Genomic DNA, 1,439 nt, shown 5'->3' on the forward strand with positions numbered 1-1,439 from the left:
GAACTGGTCCCCGAAAGTTGGACTGGCTAAGTAAGAGCCTAAGCCGCAAGGGCTTGAGCACGGTATTGCACCGGGCTCAGGCCCTTGAGCTTTGTTGAGATTCGTTCGTTGTTGTACCAGCAAATGTACTCGTGCAGTGCCGTGGTTAGTGCGTCGGCGCTGAGGAACCGGACGCGGTGGAATAGCTCTTCTTTGAGGTGTCCGAAGAAGTTCTCCATCACGGCGTTGTCGTAGCAGTTGGCTTTGCGGGACATCGATTGGACGGCGCCGGCGCTCTTCAGGAGACTTCGCCAGGAAACGTGCTGGTACTGGAAGCCTTGATCCGAATGCACCAGCGGCTGCTGGCCATGATCGAGGCGGCTGAGGGCCTCGCGCAGCGAAGTGTTGGTGAGCTCCAGATTCGGGGACGAGCTGATGGTGTGGGAAATGATTTGCCGGTCGAAGAGGTCCATGACCGGTGAGAGGTAGAGTTTCCGGTCACCGACCCGAAACTCGGTCACATCTGTCACCCATTTCCGGTTAGGGCCATCGGCCTCAAACTCCCGATTGAGCACGTTCGGGGCAACCTTTCCCTGGTCACCCCTGTAGGAGCTGTAACGCTTCTTTCGCCGTACTTTGCAGACGAGCCGCATCGCATGCATGAGTTTCAGGACTGTCTTCTTGGCGATCGTCCATCCCTGTTTGACCAGCTCGATATGGATTCGCCGGTGCCCGTACCGGCCATGGTTCTTCTCGAAAATTTCCCTGACTTTGGTCTTGAGTGCCTCCCGGGGGTCGGGAGCTTGAAGACGGGCTTGGTGGTAGAAGAATGTTGATCTGGCAAGACCCGTTATCTGAAGCAGTGCCGAGAGGGGAAAATCGGCCTTGAGGGCGACGAGGGCCTGGACCTTCACCGTCGTTCCTGCGCCCTCAAGGCCCGCAATTTTCCCAGGTAAGCCACTTCCGCCCGCAAACGCTCGTTCTCCCGCCGCAGCCGCTCTAACTCAGATGGCTCCACTGGTGGCGGCCCGTCGGCCTTCCTGGGTCTGCCTTTGGTCTTCGGACGCAGCGCATCCGACCCTTCCCGGCGGTATGCCCGAGCCCAGGTTTCGAGAAGTTTGGGCGATGATAAGCCAGCCTCTGAGGCGAGATCATGCGCAGTCTCGCCTGCCGCGAAGCGCTCAACCAACGCGAGCTTGAATTCAAACGAGTATGCGCGCTTTGTCGGCTTAGTCATCAACGCTCCCCGGCCATGGATCCTCCACCGCCGATAAAGACGACCGACCGGCGGGCGGGCCACACCCAGCAGGCTGGCCGTCCCCGTATCGGCAACGCCCTTCTCAAACCACGCTACAGCGGCCTCGCGCTGATCTTCGGATAACGAACTACGTGCATGCATAAAACTGCTCCCCGGGAGTCGGAACTGAATTTCTCAGTCCAACTCCCGGGGAGCAGTTCAC

General features: G+C 59.1%; 2 protein-coding genes. Both read right to left on the reverse strand.

Translation table 11 applies throughout. The features are described 5' to 3' along the window. Positions 1-38 precede the first annotated feature (38 nt). Positions 39-893 (reverse strand): IS3 family transposase, encoded by an 855-nt coding sequence (locus ACU18_RS19800; protein WP_050687983.1) that lies wholly within the window; start codon positions 891-893, stop codon positions 39-41. After that, a complete protein-coding gene (locus ACU18_RS20485; RefSeq protein WP_082178414.1) occupies positions 890-1,378 on the reverse strand; it encodes a helix-turn-helix domain-containing protein in 489 nt (162 codons plus the stop codon). The genes ACU18_RS19800 and ACU18_RS20485 overlap by 4 nt, the downstream gene beginning before the upstream one ends. Positions 1,379-1,439 lie beyond the last annotated feature (61 nt).

The organism is Arthrobacter sp. ZBG10, assembly GCF_001238605.1.
Lineage (GTDB): Bacteria > Actinomycetota > Actinomycetes > Actinomycetales > Micrococcaceae > Arthrobacter.